This window comes from Natronosalvus vescus, from assembly GCF_023973145.1.
Classification (GTDB): domain Archaea; phylum Halobacteriota; class Halobacteria; order Halobacteriales; family Natrialbaceae; genus Natronosalvus; species Natronosalvus vescus.
This window is the reverse complement of record NZ_CP099546.1, coordinates 2,162,004-2,177,438: the sequence shown is the minus strand read 5'-3', so window position 1 is coordinate 2,177,438 and position 15,435 is coordinate 2,162,004. Positions and strand designations below refer to the sequence as shown.

Sequence of the window (15,435 nt, the reverse complement as noted above, 5' to 3'; positions counted from 1 at the left end):
TCGACTGCTGAACGAAATCGAACGTTACCACCCGTGTTTCGCTCAGCAGTGTAGGCCAGTGAAAACCACCAGTGGCGTTCCAAGCCTGAACTGATGGATCAAATCGCTGTCGGTCATCCGTTTTCACTCATCAGTCGACGCTTGGAAGGATGCTAGCTGGCATCAGAGCCGGCTCCAGTGGATCGACTCGAGTCGGTGCCTCGAGCGTGGGCGAGCCAGTAGCGACCGAGCACCCCCATGGGAACGAGCCAGAGCACCGCAAACGGCGCATAGATCCCCCAGAGGAGATCGGGCGCACTCGAGACGAAGCGGGCGACCGAGGCGACGCCGATGAGTGCGATGGCCGTCACCAGGAGTAACTGCTCTCGCGAGCACGTACGAACTCGCCACGGCCGGAGCGTTGCCGTTTCCCGAACGTCGACGACGTACAGGCCGAGCACACAGCCGACGACGCCGGTCGTCATCGCCATCGCGCCGTCGAGACCGAGCGCATATCGTCCCGTCGCCATCTCTCCAAGGACGACTGGAGCGAGTGCGACGACGACGGCACCGACGGGGCCGCCGTTCCAGACGGCGTAGCCGATGGGGCCAGCGACGATCAACGCAACGGCGAACACGATCACGAACGCACTCAGGCTGTCGAAAAGGGTCGTCGTCGTATCGATCGGCTGGCCACCGACGGTCACGACGCCGCCGGCGTGGCTCACCGCGAACAGCAGGGAAAAACAGCCGAGGATCACTGCGGTCGCCGCTGTCCGCCGTGGCTCGAGACCGACGAGCGGGTTCTGCCAGAGCGCCGTCCCGATCGACACCGTGCCCGGTATCGAGACCGCCGCCTCGGTCTCCGTCTCGTCGACGGGCTCGGTCAGGTCGCTCATCGTCCCTCCGTGATGAGCGTCGCGTAGCCGTCGTGGTCGGGTGCCCTCGCGTTCGCGAGGTCGAGCGCGTTCGGTGTAACTACCCAGTCCGCACCTGCGTACAGCCGTTCGATGTACGCTCGTGTATCGGCGTACGATTCGATACCGTGTTTCGGCCGGGCACCCGTATCCTCGTGTGCCTGCATCGAGACGACGTCGCCGAACTGCCAGCACCGAACGTGACGACGCCCGCTCGTTCCGTAGTACGTCTCGGCGGCCGTCGCTTGCTGGCGAACGTATCGATCGTGCGCAGCGTCAAAGGCGTAGCGAGTGTACTCCTCTGGCGAGCGCGCCCAGCCAGCATCGTCGAGAACCGTCATCACGCGCTCGAGACCCCCGACGGCATCCTCGAGGGCGAAGACGACGTTGATCGGAGCCGTCGGCTCGAACCCGGCTTCGCCGCGGCGGTACTGGTACCGGGCCACTGACGACTGCGATTCCGTCTCGATTCGTCGGTCGTCGACGCCCGCGATGTCGACCGTCGTATCGGCCGATTCCACGCGTCCGAGGGTCGGTTCGCCCGGCGGCGACGGGACGAGCGCGATGCCGACGGCAGTCAACCCGCCGGCGAGCAGGATTCGCCGACGGCTTGAGGTAGGGTCAGCCATTACCACCCACCCATACCCGTGTGTGCACCTGATCTGTGACTGTCGGTGTCATCGAATACCGTCTACGAACCCGATACTTTTCCAATATGTTTATATTTTCTGAATGAACTGTCAGGACGAATGTGGCACGGAATCGTCGGGCCTGTGGACGAACCGGACGTCCCAGCGGATGAATCGACCCGGCGGAACAGCGGCGACGAGGGTGTGGGTGAACCGTTCATCCGGCTGCCAGTCAATCGACCCGATGGGAACCCATCGAACCGCCCGAATCAGCCACGAGCGGTGATGAGCGTTGCGGAACTGTTTTACCGCCTGCAGGGCCAACACACCATACGAATGAGCGAGCTGGCCGACGAGTATCAACTCGAGTATTTCGAGGAGGAGGGGTTCGTCCGGACGGAGTGTCCCTCCTGTGGGGCACACTTCTGGACGCGCGATCACGATCGCGACACCTGCGGGGAGCCACCCTGTGCACAGTACGATTTCATCGACAACCCGGGGTTCGACGAGGAGTACACCTTAGAGGAGATGCGAGAGGCGTTTCTCTCCTTCTTCGAGGAACACGACCACGAGCGGATCGAGCCGTATCCCGTCGCGGCGAACCGCTGGCGTGACGACGTCCTCCTCACCCAGGCGTCGATCTACGACTTCCAGCCGCTGGTGACCTCCGGGCAGACGCCGCCGCCGGCGAACCCCCTCACCGTGAGCCAGCCCTGTATCCGGATGCAGGACATCGACAACGTGGGCAAGACGGGACGGCACACGATGGCCTTCGAGATGATGGCCCACCACGCGTTCAACGTCCGCGAGGACGCCGAGGCGGAGTACGCCTACGAAGGCGAGGTCTACTGGAAGGATCGCACCGTCGAGCTCTGTGACGAGTTGCTCGACTCGCTGGGTGCGGACATCGAGGCCGTCACCTACATCGAGGATCCGTGGGTCGGCGGCGGCAACGCCGGCCCCGCCATCGAGGTCATCTACCGCGGCCTCGAACTGGCCACGCTCGTCTTCATGTGCATGGAACAGGATCCAGACGGCGAGTACGAACTCAAGGACGGGAACACCTACTCGTTCATGGACACCTACATCGTCGACACCGGTTACGGGCTCGAGCGCTGGACCTGGATGAGCCAGGGCACGCCGACGGTGTACGAGGCGATCTACCCCGAGATGATCGCCTTCCTCAGGGAGAACGCCGGGCTCGCGTACACCGACGACGAGACCGCCCTCGTCGCCCGCGCGGCCCGCCTCTCCGGACAGCTCGACATCGACGACGTCGACGACGTCGAGGCCGCCCGCGGCGAGATTGCGGACGAACTCGGCGTCGACGTGAGGGAACTCAGAACGCTCGTCGAGCCCCTCGAGCGGATCTACGCCATCGCCGACCACTGCCGGACGCTCGCGTACATGTTCGGCGACGGGATCGTCCCCTCGAACGTCGGCACCGGGTACCTCGCACGGATGGTGCTCCGGCGGACGAAGCGTCTCTGTGACACGGTCGGCGTCGACGCCCCGCTCGACGAACTCGTCGACATGCAGGCCGATCGGCTGGGCTACGAGAACCGGGATACGATCCGGGATATCGTCCGCACCGAGGTCGAAAAGTACCGCGAGACGCTCGAGCGCGGCGGTCGTCGGGTCGAGCAGCTCGCCGAGGAGTACGCCGAACGAGACGAGGCGATTCCCGTCGACGAGCTCATCGAACTCTACGACAGCCACGGCATCCAGCCCGACATGGTCGAGGAGATCGCCGAGACCGTTGGCGCGGACGTGGACGTCCCCGACGACTTCTACAGCCTCGTGGCCGACCGACACGACACCGCCGTCGCCGAAGAGACCGCCGAGTCCGAGGGCGACGAACGTTTCGCCGACCTCCCGGAGACGGAAAAGCTGTACTACGACGACCAGCAGCGAACCCAGTTCGAGGCCGTGGTGCTGGACGTCTTCGACCGCGAGGACGGCTACGACGTCGTCCTCGACCAGACGATGTTCTACCCCGAGGGCGGTGGCCAGCCCGCTGACCGGGGAACGCTGTCGACCGACGACGCGACCGTCGAGGTGACCGACGTCCAGATCGAAGACGGCGTTATTCGCCACCGGACGGACGAGGATCCCGGCAAGGGCGAGTTCGTGAACGGCCAGATCAACGCGCCCCGACGCCGGCAATTGATGCGCCACCACACGGCGACCCACATCGTCATGCACGCGGCCGGACAGGTGCTCGGCGAACACGTCCGTCAGGCCGGTGCCCAGAAGGGCGTCTCCTCCTCCCGGGTCGACCTCCGTCATTACGACCGGATTTCACGCGACGACGTCAAGCGCATCGAGCGCGTCGCCAACGGGATGGTGATGGACAACGTCTCCGTAACCCAGGAGTGGCCCCACCGCCACGAGGCAGAAGCAGAACACGGCTTCGACCTCTATCAGGGCGGGATTCCGCCGGGAACGAACATCCGGCTCATCCACGTGGCCGAGGACGTCCAGGCCTGCGGTGGTACCCACGTCGCCCGCACCGGCGACGTCGGCGCGATCAAGATCCTGAACGCCGAGCGCGTCCAGGACGGCGTCGAACGGCTGGTCTTCGCCGCCGGCGACGCCGCCATCGAGGCCACCCAGCGGACCGAGGACGCCCTCTACGGTGCCGCCGAGGCGCTCGACGTCTCCCCCGAGGACGTCCCCGACACCGCCGAACGCTTCTTCGAGGAGTGGAAAGCGCGCGGCAAGGAGATCGAAGCCCTGAAAGAACAGCTCGCGACCGCTCGCGCCAGCGGCGGCGGTGGCGGCGAAGAAGTCGAAATCGGCGAGACGACCGCGGTCGTCCAGCGTATCGACGCCGACATGGACGAACTGCGGGCGACGGCCAACGCCCTCGCCGACGAGGGTCAGATCGCCGTCATCGGCTCCGGTGCTGACGGCGCGCAGTTCGTCGTCGCCGTCCCAGACGGCGCTGACGTCAACGCCGGCGAGGTCGTCGGCGAACTCGCCTCGAGAGTCGGTGGCGGCGGTGGCGGCCCACCGGACTTCGCCCAGGGTGGCGGCCCGGACGTCGACGCGCTAGAGGACGCGCTCGAGGACGCTCCCGACGTGCTTCGGCAGGTGCTGAACGCGTAAGACGATCTTTTTCCGTCGTCCAGCGATTCGAGGCCGAACAGCGAGAGCTTCGTACGCCCCAAACGCAACCCGGTGGGAGGATTCACAAGCGACGAGCGAGAACGGCCAGTATGCGTCGTCGCCCGCGTTCCCGTCGTGCTCCCCGCCCGTGCGCGAGCCGTCTCCACCAACCGACTCGTTCTACGCCACCCCGCGTGGCCGGTGATCGACCGTGACCGCTCCGCGAATGAACGACTCGAGCGCCGTCCCGGCCGGGTTCGTCGTCGGCGGGGTCAGCTCCGGCGTCGGAAAGACCGTCGCCACGCTGGCGATCGGTTGCGCACTCGAGGACGCCGGTTACGCCGTCCAGCCCGCGAAGGCCGGCCCCGACTTCATCGATCCGAGCCACCACGAATCGATCACGGGACGTCCCTCGCGAACCCTGGATCGGTGGCTCTGTGGCGAGGACGGGCTTCGTCGGAACTACGCTCGCGGCGAGGGCGAGATCTGCGTCGTCGAGGGACTCATGGGCCTGTACGACGGCGACCGCTCGAGTACCGCGATGGTCGCCGAGGCCCTCGACCTTCCCGTCGTCCTCGTGGTCGACGCGAACGCGGGAATGGAGAGCGTCGCCGCGACAGCGCTCGGGTTCGCCGCCTACGCCGAACGGATCGATCGGAACGTCGAGGTCGCCGGCATCGTCGCCCAGCGGGCCCACGGCGGTCGCCACGAGCACGGGATTCGTGAGGCCTTGCCCGACGACCTCGCGTACTTCGGTCGCGTTCCACCCAGCGAAGAACTCGAGATCCCGGATCGACACCTCGGGCTCGAGATGGGATCGGAGACCCAGATCTCCCGGGATGCGCTCGACGAGGCCGCCGAAACGATCGACGCCGAGCGCCTGGCATCGATTGCACGGGTTCCGCCGGGGCTCGAGTCCGCTTCCGCGGCGTCCGGGGGCGGCGAGGACGAGACCGGCGAACTCACAGTCGCCTTTGCGGACGACGCGGCCTTCTGTTTTCGGTATCCGGCGACGATCGAACGGCTCCGCGAGCGAGCGACCGTCCGGACGTTCTCGCCGGTCGCCGGTGATCCCGTCCCCGACTGCGACGGGGTCTATCTGCCCGGTGGGTATCCGGAACTGCACGGGGAACGCCTCGAGGGCGGTGGCACCCTCGAGCACCTCGGCCGACTCGCCAGCGACGGCCTGCCGGTGTTCGGCGAGTGTGGCGGGCTAATGGCGATGAGCGAGTCGCTGACGACAGTCGACGGCGAGCGATACGATATGGCCGGAATACTCCCCGCGACAGTGACGATGTGCGATCGCTACCAGGCGCTCGACCACGTCGAACTCGAGGCGCTCGAGCGGACGCTGACGGCGCGAAGCGGCGAGGAAATTCGCGGCCACGAGTTCCACTATTCTCGCGCGGACGTCGGCACCGACGCCCGTTTCCGATTCGAGACGGTTCGCGGACGGGGGATCACCGGTGAGCGAGACGGATTGGCCGAGTACGCCGCTCTCGGCACGTACGCCCACGTCCACCCCGAGAGCGGCGCGTTCGATCGGTTCCTGGACTCGCTCGAGTCCTGATCCGAGTTGTCGTAGGGTCAGGGTCGTGCGGTCGGCTCCCGCGTATCGATGCGGTCTGGACTCACAAGTGGGCGGAAACACCATCACTCGAGTTAGGTTCCACGGATCACAGAAACTCCCGTACCTCGGAGTACCACATGTCGTGATAATCGAGGTGACCGACCCGGCGGGCGATCGACACCGCGAGGACGTGCCAGCACAGATCGGTCGGGTCGTCGGGATCTAGATTGAACTCGCTGTCCTTGCAGGTACAGCCCTGGCCCTCGACGACGTACTCGTCTTCGTACCCGACGACGATCGTAAAATCCCGATAGACTTTGACCCGTCCCTCGGCGACGGCCTCGATGGCGCGCACCCCGCGGTCGCCGTGGAGCCGCGAGATCCGCTCGACGATCTCGGGCGTGAGCCTGCCGGCCTCCTCGAGGGTGGCCTGCCAGCGTTCGACCGGATCGGGATCGGAGCCGGAGTTCGACCGGGGCACGTCCGCTACTCTCGGTCGAACCGTCAAATCGGTTTGGGTGTGGGGTTCGATCGCTCGAGACCGACGGCGATATCGAGATCACACCGTTTTTCGCCTCCCGCCCCTCGAGTTACTGATATGCGCGTGACGGAGGGTGGCGTCGAACTCGAGGTGCCCGGCGAGCAGACCGAAGGCGTCGAGGAGTCGGTGTTTTACAACCCGCGACAGGAACTGAACCGGGATCTGACGATCGCAACCCTGCGGGCGTTCCGCGAGCGCGAACCCAGCGCCAGGCGCTATCTCGACGCGATGACCGCCAGCGGCGTCCGCGGGCTTCGGGCGGCCGTCGACGGCTGGGACGTCACCTGCTGTGACCGCGAGCCTGACGCGATCGAGCTCGCCCGATCGAACCTCGAGCGGGCCGGCTTCGACCTCGGACACGACGCCGAGGTCGTGCATCGAAACGCGAACGCGTTGATGCACGACGCCGTCTTCGACGTGATCGACCTCGACCCGTACGGGACGCCGATGCCGTTCGCCGACGCGGCGTTCGCCCGCTGTCGCCACCTCGTCTGCGTCACGGCGACTGATACGGCGCCGCTGTGTGGTGCGCACTTCAAAAGCGGGATGCGCTCGTACGGTGCCGTCCCCCGAAACACCGAGTACCACACGGAGATGGGCATCCGGACGCTCCTTTCGGCGCTCGCCCGAAGCGCCGCCCGGTTCGACGTCGGCGTCACCCCCATCCTGAGCTACACGAAGAGCCACTACGTGCGGACGTTCCTCGAACTCGGCCGGAAACCGACGGCGGCCGACGCCACCCTCGAGGAACTCGGCTTCCTCGTCCACTGCGAGGACTGTCTGTACCGCGAGCACGCGTTCGGCCTCGTACCCTCGAGCGACCTCCCCCGGCAACGCTGTCCCAACTGCGAGGGTGATCGCCTGCTGGTCGCCGGCCCGCTCTGGCTCGGATCGATGCAGGATCGGGCGTTCGTCGCCGACGTTCGCGACCGGATCCCCGACGCGTTCGAGACGGCCGACGAGGGACGGGCACTGCTCTCGGCCCTCGAGGACGAACTCGAGACGCCGACGCACTACGACCAGCACAAGCTCTGTAAGAACTGGGGGCTGTCCGCCAACGCGATGGCCGACTTCCTGGCCGACCTCGAGGCCGCGGGATTCCGGACGTCGCCCGCACACTACAGCGGCACGGCGTTCAAGACCGATGCCGACGTGGGCGAAATTCTCGAGGCGACCGAAGCAGGATTGGGATAAGCTTACTCGAGATCCGCGTAGAACCGGACGAGCCCACACTCCGGACAGCAGATAGCGTCGACCGACGCCGTCCCGCCGACGCCGAGTTTCCCGAGGAGGCTGTCCCGTTTGCCGGTGTCGATCCGGAGCGAGAAGCCGTCGCTCGAGCGAACGGTAGTCACTTCCATGGTGACGCCACAGTCGGGACAGCGGTGGAAAGCCATACGTGAACGTTTCGTCAGAGTGTTAAAATAACGTCGTCCTGTCGTGGATGGAGTTCCGGAAGCGACGACGTTTCGACCGCAGTTGCACGACCTGGAACTGAACTTAGCGGCTTTTAGGCTCGAAATCCCACGTACTACCGTGATCGATCGCCAGCAAGCTATCCAGGCCACCTATCGGGTCGTGACCCTCGCCCGAACCCAGCAGCTCACGCTGTTGGCCGCCGCCGTCGCGTTTTACGCGTTCCTCTCGCTCGTGCCGCTCGCGTTGCTCGCGCTCGGGATCGCGGCGACCCTCGGCGGCGAGCAGCTGGCCTCGCAGGTGGCGGGCGCGGCGAGCGACGTTCTGACGCCGGCAGCCCAGGAGATCCTCACGGAGACGCTCGTCGACGAGCCGGGTAGACAGGGTGCGACCGTCGTCGGGGCCTTCGGCGTTCTCTGGGGAGCCAGTCGCGTCCTGCGCGGTCTCGATCAGGTGTTCGCGTCCGTGTACGGAACGATCGAGACGAGAACGTTCCTGGACACGCTGTGGAATTCGACCATCGTCCTCCTGACGGTCGGTATCGGCCTCGCGTTCGTCGCTGCCCTCGAGTTCGCGATCCGGTTCGTTCCGGGGCTGACGGTGGGACTCGGATCGGTGTTCGTCCTCGTCGGCCTCTTCGCCGCGTTTCTGCCGATCTACGTGGTGTACCCCGCCGTGGACATCAGGGTTCGCGACGCCCTCCCCGGTGCCCTGATCGCGGCGGTCGGGTGGTTCACGCTGACGCGTGCCTTCTCGCTGTACACCACCGTCGCGGGAGACTACGTCGTCTACGGTGCGCTGGGTGCGGTCTTGCTCGTGCTCATCTGGCTGTATATCGGGGCCGCCATCCTCGTGTTCGGCGTCGTCGTGAACGCAGTCGTCGGTGGCGTTGATGTAGACCGGCAGCTACAAAGTCTCGGCCCGCGACAGATGTCGACAGAAGCGATGTCTGAGGACGAACCGGGAGCCGACGGGTGGGACGATGAGACACACGCCAGTCCGGAGCCGAGTGCTCGCACCCGCGACCGAGCCGACGATCCGGCTGCCCTCCGTGAGGAACTCCGCCAGCTCGAGGATCGCCTCGAGGACTTCGAATCCTCCGTCGACAGTCGCACCGTCGATCGCCAGTCACTCGAGCGCGACCTCAAGCGGTACGTTCGCCGACGCGCCCGTCGCGGCCACGCCCACGGCTGGGGGCCGTACCTGGTGTTGTTGTACGGTACCGCAATGACCATCGCCGCGTTCTACTTCCTCAGCGGGATCTGGGCAATCCTCGCGATGTTCGTCGTCTGGACGTCTACCCTCGGCGTCTACGCGCTGATGGTGCTCTTTGGCACCGGCATCTCACTGCTCGGGATTCCCGGCCGGCTGCGCGATCGGGCCTCGGAGTGGCGATCCTGACGCCCGGTGCGCAGCAGTTGGATAATCGACACGTATACGCACCTCGAGCGTGAACGCCCCGCGTATGTGGTTCGAATCGGCCCACGTCGAAGCGACCAGAGACGCCTTCCCGGAGTGGATGGCATTTCTCTGGGCGTTTTTCTCGTCCCTCGGGAGCGTCTGGTTCGTCGCCCCCGCCGTCGTCCTCGCCTTCTGGTTCGCCAATCGCCATCGGTTCCTCCCCTGGGTCGCCACCGTCATCGGCGGCTACGCCCTCGTGGTCGGGGCGAAAGGATACGTCGGCCTGGGTCGACCCGGGGTCGGCCCGGCTATCTCGCCGGAGGTGCTACCCACGGCCCTCGCCGTGGTCTACGCCCCGCTCGTCGAGGTGAGTTCCTCGAGTTTTCCGAGCGGCCACGCGATGGCCGGTACCATCATCTGGTGTATGCTGGCGCTCGAGACGAACGTGTGGTCGCGCCGCGTGCGCCTGATCGGGGCGGCGGCGGTCGTCGCCCTCATCGGATTTTCCCGCATCGCCCTCGGGTTACACTACCCGGTCGACGTCGTGGTCGGCATCGCGCTCGCCCTCGGGTATCTGGGAGCGATCCTCGCCACCCGTCGCTGGGCCGCCGATCACTCCACCGTCGATCCGACGAGCGCTACGTTCGCGACCGTCACCCTCATCGCAGCGCTCTCCTGGACAATTGGGGGTCAACCCGACGCCGCAGCGCTCCTCGGCGGGGCGGTCGGGCTCTGGCTCGTCTGGCTCGTCGCCCCACCGCCGCGTGACCCCTGGCCCGTCTCGCCCAGACAGATCGGCCAGACCACGTTCGGCATCGGCGGCCTCGGCGTCGTCGCCCTCCTCCTCCTGGCATTCGATGGTCACGCCGTCTGGCTGCTCGTCGGACTTCTTGGCGGCACCGTCGTCGGCCTGTTGCCGCGATTGAACGCCGGGAACGGGCGACTCGAGGAGTCAGTAGCCGGATAGCTCGAGCAGTGACCGCGCAGCCCAGCAGCCGCCACTCGAGATCACAACACGGTAAGTAGTCCGACGCCAAGGCATCCACAATGACGTTCCACCGGATCTCGCTCGGAAACACCGTCTTCGAGGGGGCGAACAACGCCTACCTTCACGACGGTGACGCGACCGTCTTACTCGATACCGGCGTCGCCGTTCCCGACACCCGCCAGGAACTCGAGGCGGGGCTCACAGAACACGGGATCGCGTTCGCTGACATCGACGCCATCGTCCTCACCCACTACCACGCCGATCACACCGGCCTGGCGGGGGAGATACAGGCCGAAAGCGGTGCCACCGTCTACGCACACGAGGCCGACGCCCCGCTCATCGCCGGGGACGCAGCCGCGTGGGCGAATCTCGAGGCGACCCAGCGCGAGCTGTTCGACAAGTGGGGGATGCCCGACGACGCGCGCGAAGAGCTTCTCGCGTTTCTCGAGGCCGGCGAGGAGGCCGGCATCTACGGCGAGGCCGTCGACGTGACGCCCATCACCGACGGCGACACGCTCTCGGTCGGCGACCTGCGTCTCGAGGTGCTCCACGCCCCGGGGCACACGGCAGGGCTGTGTTGTTTCGTTCCCCAGCGTGAGACGGGAACCGGGGCGGCGGTGTACACCGGCGACGCGCTCCTCCCGCAGTACACCCCCAACGTCGGCGGCGCCGACGTCCGCCTCGAGGGGGCCCTGGCCGCCTACGTCGAGACGCTCGAGACGCTGATCGATCGCGGGTACGCCCGCGCCTGGCCAGGTCACCGGACACCGATCGACGAGCCAGCAGAACGAGCACGGCACATCCTCGAGCATCACGAAGAGCGTGCTTTCCGGGTGGCGTCGGCACTCGAGGCAATCGGCCCGGCCGACGCCTGGACGGTCAGCGCCCGGCTGTTCGGCGACCTCTCGGACATCCACATCCTCCACGGCCCGGGGGAAGCCTTCGCCCACCTCGAGCATCTGCGTGACACCGGGGCGGTAGCGATCGAGCGACGCGAACACGACGCGATCGATCAGCACGACCGGGCCGCTGTCGACGGCCACCCGTACCGGCTGACTGAAGCGGGACGAACGCAACTGGCCGCCTGTTCGGACGGTCGCTGGCCGCTCTCGACGGCTCGAGATACGATCGACTGAGAAGTGCAGCGGGTTCGACTGAGACGAGCACTAGAGCGAAGCCCTCGTCGCTCGAGTGACTCACAGACCCACACCACACACCGCACACGCCGTCTACAGAGGTTTCTCACGACGGAGACTGTCCGATCGGCACGATGGCTCGTCGCAGAGCGTCGTCACTCGTCGCGTAGCGCCCAATAAAATGAATCAGTTATCGAACTGTCGCAGCTTACAGGTCGCGAGGCTGAACCGTCTTTCGGTCGTTGTCCTCGGCGCGGCGAGCAGCGTCTTCGAGGAGTTCAGCGACTTCCTCGTCGAGTGCTTCGTAGAAGTCCGACGCAACGTTCTTGTCATCGAGTGCTTCCTTGACGGCGGCTTTGACGATAAGATCTGCCATACAAGTTACCCGTTCCCGTTTCCCTCTTATAAAGGTTCTGTTTATCGACGGCGAATTCGGGTCGGAGAGGGCCGGTACTGCGTGTTTACGGGCCCGGGCCACCGGAAAGTATATGAGCAATGATGTCCGAGGCGGCAGCTACACCCCCTCGAGACACCGCTCGAGCGCTCGCGCGCGCTATCGATTGCCGCCGAAAGTGTCGTCGGTAGATAAATGAAGTTTTAAAATAACCACCACGTGACACGGTGTTCGATAGACATTGAGCAACGAAGCCGTCATCCGATCACCCGGGCGCGCGGAACGCCTTCGATCGGAACTGGACGAGCCCGAGTCGATCGTGCGTTCCCGTCCAGCGGATCGTGACCTCGGTAAGTCGGTACGATGGCCGAACCGGAACCGTCCCGGACGAGCAGTCGGCCCGCCAGCCGTCGCCTTCGATCACCCCCTCGTCGATCCGCTCGCCCCCTAACCGACTCGCTCGCCACCGAGGTTCTCCAGGGAGCCCAACGCCTGCTCGAGCGTCAGCCCCCGAAATCGTCGGGTGACGCCCAAGACACCGTCTTCGACCGATTTCTCGTCCGGTGGGCTCGGCATCGAACGCATGTCCAGTGTCGGCGTCGATCTCCGTTTCGTCGTCCACGTCCGTACCGCTCTCGTTTCCATCGTCCTCGGTGCTTCCTGCACCCACCGTCGCGATGACGCCGGTCGTCAGCAGTGCCGATCCAGAGACGATGACGCTCCGTCTGTTGAGTTTCGACATACGCCAGCCACCACAAACTCGTGTATTGCGCTCTATGTGGTAAGCACAGCTTTCGTGTCAATCAACCGTTTTGCTCCTGCAACGATACTCTCGTCCGCCTGAAACGTACTCGACCGGTACCGCCAGCTCGAGAGGATCGGACTCGAATACACCGACTCTTGCCGCCAAGGGTTTAGTTCGAGCGGCACTTTATATGTGACAATGGAGAGTAACGATACCGCACCGGACACGCCTTTTCAGGATTACACGAATGACTCCGAGGCACTCCAGCACTCTCTGACGCTCCTCAATACCGTTCAGGACGGTATCTATCAACTCGACGCCGAGGGCCGGTTCGTCGCCGTAAACGACGTCATCACCGAAACGACGGGATACGCGCGGAACGAACTCCTTGGCGAGCACGTCTCTGTTCTTATCGACGATGTCGATGCCAGACGTCTCGAACGTGAAATCCACACCCGGCTCGAACGTGGCGAGGATCCGAATACCACGTTCAATCTTGCGATCGAGACGACTGATAGTGATCGGGTTCACTGCGAGCTTCGATTCAGCCTCATCGTACACGATGGTGAGTTGGCGGGAACCGTCGGCGTCACCCGGATACTCGATGATCACGAGCAAACGACGACTCACCTCCCGTCACGGTGGGAGACCTACGAGTCGATCTCGTCCGTGATCGACGAAGCCGACATCGGCGTGTTCGTCCTCGACGAAACGTTCGACGTCGTGTGGATCAACGAAACGATCGAAGACTACTTCGGCCTCGATCGAACTGCGGTCATCGGCCGAGACAAACGGACGCTTATTCAGGAGACGATCCGGAACCAATTCACCGATTCCGACACCTTCGCGGAGACGGTTCTGGCAACCTACGACGATAACACCTACGTCGAACAGTTCGAAAGCCAGATCACGGCTGCTGACGACCGCGAAGCGCGCTGGCTCGAGCACCGGAGTAAACCGATCGAGTCCGGTCGATACGAGGGTGGACGAGTCGAACTCTACTACGATATCACCGACCGGAAAGACGCAGAACGTGCCAGGCGTGACAGCGAGCGACGACTCCGACGCGAGTACGGCCTCACCGAGCAAATTCTGGAGACGAGCCCCGTCGGTATCGCCGTCGTAAACCCGGATGGATCGACTGCTCGAGCAAACGAACGAATGGCCGACTTGCTCACTGTGTCCTCGACGGCCGAATCGTACTCGACCGCACAGCAGGACGTGTACGACGAGAACGGCACCTACCTTCCCATCGAGGAGCGACCCGTGTTCCGCGTCTTCGAGACGGGCGAGCCCGCGAGTGATCAGGAAGTTCTCCTGAAACGGTCGGACGGACAACGACGGTGGCTCTCGATAAACGCACGACCGATACCCGACGAGCACGGGGAACCAGCACAAGTCGTTGAGACGGCAACGGATATCACGGATCTGAAAGCGTTAGCGGAGCGGCGCAAACAAGATCTCGAGGAACGCGAGAAAGAGCTCGCAGCCGTGAGGCTCGCCACGAACCTGCTCGAATCCGGCGAGCAACCGGTGGATCAACTCCTCCAGGAGTTCGTGGGCGTTCTCCCGCAATTTTTCCAGCAACCGGAGCGAACTGCCGCACGTGTCTCGATCGGTGACACCCAGGCCACCACGGAGGGATACAGGTCGCTCGACAATCGAATTCGGTCTCGCACCCATACCGTCAAGGGGACGCCGATCACGGTCGACGTCATCCTGTACGACGATCCTGACGAGGCTGACCAGGCAGACGCCGAACCGGCAGGGTTTCTCGAGGAGGAGCAGAAACTAATCGATACGCTCACAACGCTACTGAAATTCCACTTCGACCGACGAGAGTACATCACCGATCTCCGAGAATCGAACAAGCGCCTCGAACAGTTCGCCTACGCGGCGTCTCACGATTTGCAAGAACCGCTCCGAATGGTCTCGAGCTACCTGCAACTGATCGAAACCCGATACACTGACACACTCGACGAAGACGGCGAGGAGTTCCTTGCGTACGCCATCGACGGAGCCGAGCGAATGCGAGAGATGATCGACGGATTACTGCAATACTCCCGCGTCGAAACCCGGGGCGACCCCTTCGAACCGGTCGATCTCGATGCGGTGGTAGACGACGTGTTGGAGGATCTCCAGCTCACGATCGAGGAACACGACGCGGACGTTTCCGTCGAATCACTCCCGACCGTACTGGGTGACGACAGTCAACTCCGACAGGTGTTCCAGAACCTGCTCGACAACGCGATCGAATACAGCGGTGACGCCCCGCCGCGCGTTCACGTCTCTGCCGACCACGACGGGGACGACTGGACGATCACGGTACGCGACGACGGAATCGGAATTGATCCCGACGATGCGGATCACGTCTTCGAAGTGTTTCACCGGCTCCACACCCACGACGAGTACGCCGGAACCGGCATCGGACTCGCGCTCTGTCGTCGGATCGTCGAGCGCCACAACGGCCGGATCTGGCTCGAGTCCGAACCGGGAACTGGTGCGGCGTTTTCCTTTACCATTCCGGCCAGCGATGAGGAGCGCTAACTGATCGTCAACTACGACTCGAGGGACTTGGTCGGTCACATCCGGGACGATCACGACAACA

13 protein-coding genes are annotated in these 15,435 nt (G+C 64.7%); 7 read left to right on the top strand and 6 right to left on the bottom strand.

What is annotated here, in order from left to right; genetic code table 11:
* Positions 1 to 152: 152 nt before the first annotated feature.
* Both NGM68_RS10330 and NGM68_RS10325 read right to left on the bottom strand, forming a co-directional pair.
* Positions 153 to 878: a hypothetical protein gene (locus NGM68_RS10330; RefSeq protein WP_252698046.1), complete on the bottom strand. Its 726-nt coding sequence runs from the start codon at positions 876 to 878 to the stop codon at positions 153 to 155.
* Positions 875 to 1,525 carry a hypothetical protein gene (locus tag NGM68_RS10325; protein WP_252698045.1) on the bottom strand — a complete coding sequence of 217 codons (651 nt, stop codon included), beginning with the start codon at positions 1,523 to 1,525 and terminating at the stop codon, positions 875 to 877. Before NGM68_RS10325 ends, NGM68_RS10330 begins: the two co-directional genes overlap by 4 nt.
* A 336-nt stretch (positions 1,526 to 1,861) precedes the next feature.
* On the opposite strand from NGM68_RS10325, the gene alaS reads away from it, so the two are divergent.
* Both alaS and NGM68_RS10315 read left to right on the top strand, forming a co-directional pair.
* The gene (gene alaS / locus NGM68_RS10320; RefSeq protein WP_252701414.1) at positions 1,862 to 4,636 is read left to right on the top strand and encodes an alanine--tRNA ligase; all 2,775 of its coding nucleotides are present in this window, start codon (positions 1,862 to 1,864) and stop codon (positions 4,634 to 4,636) included.
* Positions 4,637 to 4,862: 226 nt separating this feature from the next.
* A complete protein-coding gene (locus tag NGM68_RS10315) occupies positions 4,863 to 6,206 on the top strand; it encodes a cobyrinic acid a,c-diamide synthase (protein WP_252701413.1) in 1,344 nt (447 codons plus the stop codon).
* Between the two features lie 106 nt (positions 6,207 to 6,312).
* Here the strand turns inward: NGM68_RS10315 and NGM68_RS10310 are convergent, their stop codons facing one another.
* Complete coding sequence (locus NGM68_RS10310) at positions 6,313 to 6,687, bottom strand: hypothetical protein (RefSeq protein ID WP_252698044.1); 375 nt, start codon at positions 6,685 to 6,687, stop codon at positions 6,313 to 6,315.
* A 117-nt stretch (positions 6,688 to 6,804) separates the two neighbouring features.
* Here NGM68_RS10310 and NGM68_RS10305 point away from each other — a divergent pair, with 117 nt between their 5' ends.
* A complete protein-coding gene (locus tag NGM68_RS10305; RefSeq protein ID WP_252698043.1) occupies positions 6,805 to 7,941 on the top strand; it encodes a tRNA (guanine(26)-N(2))-dimethyltransferase in 1,137 nt (378 codons plus the stop codon).
* A 2-nt stretch (positions 7,942 to 7,943) separates the two neighbouring features.
* Here the strand turns inward: NGM68_RS10305 and NGM68_RS10300 are convergent, their stop codons facing one another.
* Positions 7,944 to 8,144 carry a hypothetical protein gene (locus tag NGM68_RS10300; protein ID WP_252698042.1) on the bottom strand — a complete coding sequence of 67 codons (201 nt, stop codon included), beginning with the start codon at positions 8,142 to 8,144 and terminating at the stop codon, positions 7,944 to 7,946.
* Positions 8,145 to 8,283: 139 nt separating this feature from the next.
* Here NGM68_RS10300 and NGM68_RS10295 point away from each other — a divergent pair, with 139 nt between their 5' ends.
* The 3 genes from NGM68_RS10295 (at position 8,284) to NGM68_RS10285 (ending at position 11,688) form a co-directional block, all read left to right on the top strand.
* The gene (locus NGM68_RS10295; protein WP_252698041.1) at positions 8,284 to 9,564 is read left to right on the top strand and encodes a YihY/virulence factor BrkB family protein; all 1,281 of its coding nucleotides are present in this window, start codon (positions 8,284 to 8,286) and stop codon (positions 9,562 to 9,564) included.
* Positions 9,565 to 9,628: 64 nt separating this feature from the next.
* On the top strand, positions 9,629 to 10,531 hold the full coding sequence (locus NGM68_RS10290; RefSeq protein ID WP_252698040.1) for a phosphatase PAP2 family protein: 903 nt from the start codon (positions 9,629 to 9,631) through the stop codon (positions 10,529 to 10,531).
* A gap of 80 nt (positions 10,532 to 10,611) precedes the next feature.
* Positions 10,612 to 11,688, top strand: coding sequence for an MBL fold metallo-hydrolase (locus NGM68_RS10285; RefSeq protein ID WP_252698039.1), 1,077 nt, complete (start codon positions 10,612 to 10,614; stop codon positions 11,686 to 11,688).
* 208 nt (positions 11,689 to 11,896) lie between these two features.
* On the opposite strand, the gene NGM68_RS10280 is transcribed toward NGM68_RS10285, so the two are convergent.
* The gene (locus NGM68_RS10280) at positions 11,897 to 12,064 is read right to left on the bottom strand and encodes a DUF1931 family protein (protein WP_252698038.1); all 168 of its coding nucleotides are present in this window, start codon (positions 12,062 to 12,064) and stop codon (positions 11,897 to 11,899) included.
* 283 nt (positions 12,065 to 12,347) lie between these two features.
* Positions 12,348 to 12,824: a MoaD-like domain-containing protein gene (locus NGM68_RS10275; RefSeq protein WP_252698037.1), complete on the bottom strand. Its 477-nt coding sequence runs from the start codon at positions 12,822 to 12,824 to the stop codon at positions 12,348 to 12,350.
* A 201-nt stretch (positions 12,825 to 13,025) separates the two neighbouring features.
* On the opposite strand from NGM68_RS10275, the gene NGM68_RS10270 reads away from it, so the two are divergent.
* Positions 13,026 to 15,374 carry a PAS domain-containing sensor histidine kinase gene (locus NGM68_RS10270; RefSeq protein ID WP_252698036.1) on the top strand — a complete coding sequence of 783 codons (2,349 nt, stop codon included), beginning with the start codon at positions 13,026 to 13,028 and terminating at the stop codon, positions 15,372 to 15,374.
* Positions 15,375 to 15,435: the final 61 nt, after the last annotated feature.